This is a genomic window from Shouchella shacheensis (genome assembly GCF_001484965.1).
GTDB classification, from domain to species: domain Bacteria; phylum Bacillota; class Bacilli; order Bacillales; family Bacillaceae_D; genus Shouchella; species Shouchella shacheensis.
Genome location: NZ_LLYY01000066.1, coordinates 1 through 3206 on the forward strand (window position 1 = coordinate 1; position 3206 = coordinate 3206).

Genomic DNA, 3206 nt, shown 5'->3' on the forward strand with positions numbered 1-3206 from the left:
CCTACGGTAGAGGGGAGGTGAACGCCGTCATGTTTGTTTCGTATGAAGCCGCGATGCTTTGTATTGCTGTTGCAATGCTCGTATTAACGCTCGTCGAGCATGATGACCATAAAAAAAAGTAATCACCCCTGGAACCCAACCTAACGGGTGATTACCGTCTTGTGAACTCTTCACCCTGAAGGGCGTTCGTTCTATTGCCTTGCCCTTAAGTGTTGGAAGCACTTAAGGGCTCTTTTTATAATAGTCGAGGAATACAGGTTTTATGCTCAGATACGAGCACTGTTTCCTTGAATCACATTATAACATAAAATGGTGGGTTGAGAAAACGGAGGAACTGCAGAAAGTAAGGGTTTTTAGAAAACATGTCCAGTTTCTTTATAACCTTTAAGTTGGACAATTCGAAAGGAGGTTGTGTACCGTTCTTCAGAGCCAAACAAATATTGTCCTTGAATTAGGCTATAAAAATGATCACGGATAATGTCAAAATCGCTAACGCAATCATGCTAGTAGACAGAGGATTTTCTACGCTAATCTCTCTTTTAAAGCTGAACAATGATTGCTCCTGATGTATAGCCAGCGTTTCTTTATCTTTGCTTTGCATCTCACAGTAATTCTTTTTACGCATAAAGGGTTTTTTTACATAGTATTCATCATCCTGGTAGTTGATCCTAAATTCAGTGTAGCCATTTGACAGAGTTTCCTTGGAAGTAGACATAAGTGTTAATCTCCCTGCTTCTTTCTCAGCCCCACCTGCTGAAACGCTTTTGATCATCCAGACTCTTTTTTTGTTTTCCTTTTTACCTTCGATTAGTTTTAACGTCTCCCCTTTAAACTCAAGCTGGTACGACTTGTGTCCTTTCAGTTGATAGACTCGTTTAATCGCTCTTAAAGAGCCGACACGTTTATACGCGACTCCCACCTTCTGTTTTAAAAAAAGCGGGATAAACGGGGATTTGATCGTAGCCACCATACGCTAAACACCTTCTTTCCATTCCAGTACGCGTCTACTTGTTTTACGATTATAGAGATTAAAAAGTTTCTACTTGTGGTCAATTATCAACGCCCCGCATGTTTATTCGGATAAACATGCGGGGCTTCGTACTGTTTCAAGTGCCTAGACTGTATCGCAGTTGCAACGCCAGGACTGTCGCTTAAGGAGCTTAACCATGAAAAAATAACCACCCCCCCTGGGTACGTTTACTTCAAGAAAAGGAAGTCCAGCTGCAATTCCTTTTCTTTTCTATTCCACTACCGTCAGGGACTGACCGCGTCTAACCGTTTTTTGTAACAGGAATCCAGATTTCGCTCTTATAATCGGGGTCCGCCGTATCTTCCCCCTCCGTCCATAAAATTTCCGGGCCATTCACAACTTGGTAGTCAGAAGAAGGAAGCCATTCTGAATAAATACGCCCCCAAACATTTTGGGTTTCTACAGGGAAGTTCCCAACCACAGTGAAAATTGCCCATGTACAAGCAGGAACATGATGTGAATCAAGATCAAGAACGTCTTCTTTCGTCGTAGCCACACCGATAAGGTGATCGAGTTCGCCTTTTTCCTCCATACGCTCTTCAGAGAAATTAAATGAAGCACTGATGACTCCATAAGGTTCAACGTTAGATAACGTTTCGAACGTCTCGATCATTTCAGGTGTGATTAGATTCCTCATTTCTGTTATCGCTGAATTTTCTCCCTCAAACACAATGGGGATTCTTTTTTTGATACCAGCAAGTACAAACGCTTCTTTTTCTTCTATACGATAGTTCAATTCGAGTCCTCCTTGAATAGTCAGTTGAAAGGTGAAAGGTGGAAACGACTTTAAATGTTGCCCAGACCTTTTGGCTTCTTTTGGAGTAATCCCGTGTACTTTTTGGAAGGCCTTCGCAAAAGAGTCTGGGGATTGATAGCCATACTTGAGTGCGATGTCTATAATTTTTACGTTGCTAGACGTGAGCTCTAGCCCAGCCTGTGTAAGCCTTCGTCTCCGAATATATTCGGTCAAACTAACCCCAGATAAGAAAGAAAACATCCTTCTAAAATGGTATTCATTGCAAAAAGCGATCTTGGCTACGTCAGCATAGTGGATTTCTTGATCAAGATTGTCTTCAACATATGCTAGTGAATCGTTCAGTTTCTTAATGGTATCCATCGGCTCCCTCCCTTCACTGATGTACTTTACCACCATATTAATACGTAAACCCGATTTTCTGTGGTTCATTTTGACCGGTTTATTTCTAACAAGAATTGTCTTATTGAACAAGGGACATAACTCATTAAAGGTGTTTTGCCTTTAATACAGAAATATATACTAAATCAGGGGGGAGCCAATGGCAAATCTTAATCACTTACAACCGATCAAAGCCGCACAACAATTTATTCATAAGCATTATCCGTATTGTCAGGGAGCCTTGTTAGCTGGAAGTGTCGTTCGAGGGGAGGCGACAGAAACGTCTGACCTTGATATTGTAATTTTCGATTCACATATTCAATCATCTTATAGGGAGTCTTTAATAGACTTTGGTTGGGCCATAGAGGTTTTTGTCCATAACTTAAGATCTTATAAGCATTTTTTTGAAAGTGATTGCGAAAGAGCAATCCCTTCCATGCCAAGAATGGTTTCAGAAGGCATCATCTTAAAAGATGATGGAATCATTGATTCAATTAAGAAAGAGGCTAGGGCTCTATTAGATCAAGGTCCGGAAGAATGGGCAGCAGAAACTGTAAAGACAAAGCGATACTTTATTACGGATACACTGGACGATTTCATAGGGTGTTCTTCTAGAGCGGAAGAACTGTTTATAGCGAATACACTCGCTGAGTTGGTGAGTGAATTCGTTTTGAGAACCAACCGTCAATGGGTTGGGGCATCAAAATGGGTAGTTCGGTCTTTAACCCAATATGACGCAGAGTTCGCTACTCACCTTGTCGAGGCTTTTGACCTTTTTTATAGGAAGGGTGATAAAAAAGAAGTGATTCAACTCGTTGATCATGTCTTGGAACCCTTTGGTGGACGGTTATTTGACGGGTTTTCATTGGGGAAAACGTAGGTTCAACGGGTGCTTATATTCTAGCACGGTCACTGAAAAAGCCCCTTTGGACTTACAGCTACCCAAGGACCCTTATGTTATATTTCAGACCCATTTAATGCTATAATCTTGTTTAATAGAACAACGTTTCTCAGGGGTGAGAGTTCACCTGTCGTCCTTCG

At 41.3% G+C, this 3206-nt stretch carries 3 protein-coding genes; 1 reads left to right on the forward strand and 2 read right to left on the reverse strand.

Translation table 11 applies throughout. The annotated features are described in order from the left end of the window. Positions 1-451: 451 nt before the first annotated feature. Together AVZ68_RS19365 and AVZ68_RS19370 are read right to left on the reverse strand one after the other, a co-directional pair. A complete protein-coding gene (locus AVZ68_RS19365) occupies positions 452-970 on the reverse strand; it encodes a hypothetical protein (protein WP_059106220.1) in 519 nt (172 codons plus the stop codon). Between the two features lie 301 nt (positions 971-1271). Next, the gene (locus tag AVZ68_RS19370) at positions 1272-2147 is read right to left on the reverse strand and encodes an AraC family transcriptional regulator (RefSeq protein ID WP_059106221.1); all 876 of its coding nucleotides are present in this window, start codon (positions 2145-2147) and stop codon (positions 1272-1274) included. Between the two features lie 178 nt (positions 2148-2325). Between AVZ68_RS19370 and AVZ68_RS19375 the strand changes: the two genes are divergently transcribed. After that, positions 2326-3045, forward strand: a complete 720-nt coding sequence (locus AVZ68_RS19375; protein WP_059106222.1) for a nucleotidyltransferase domain-containing protein — start codon at positions 2326-2328, stop codon at positions 3043-3045. The last annotated feature ends 161 nt before the right edge of the window (positions 3046-3206 follow it).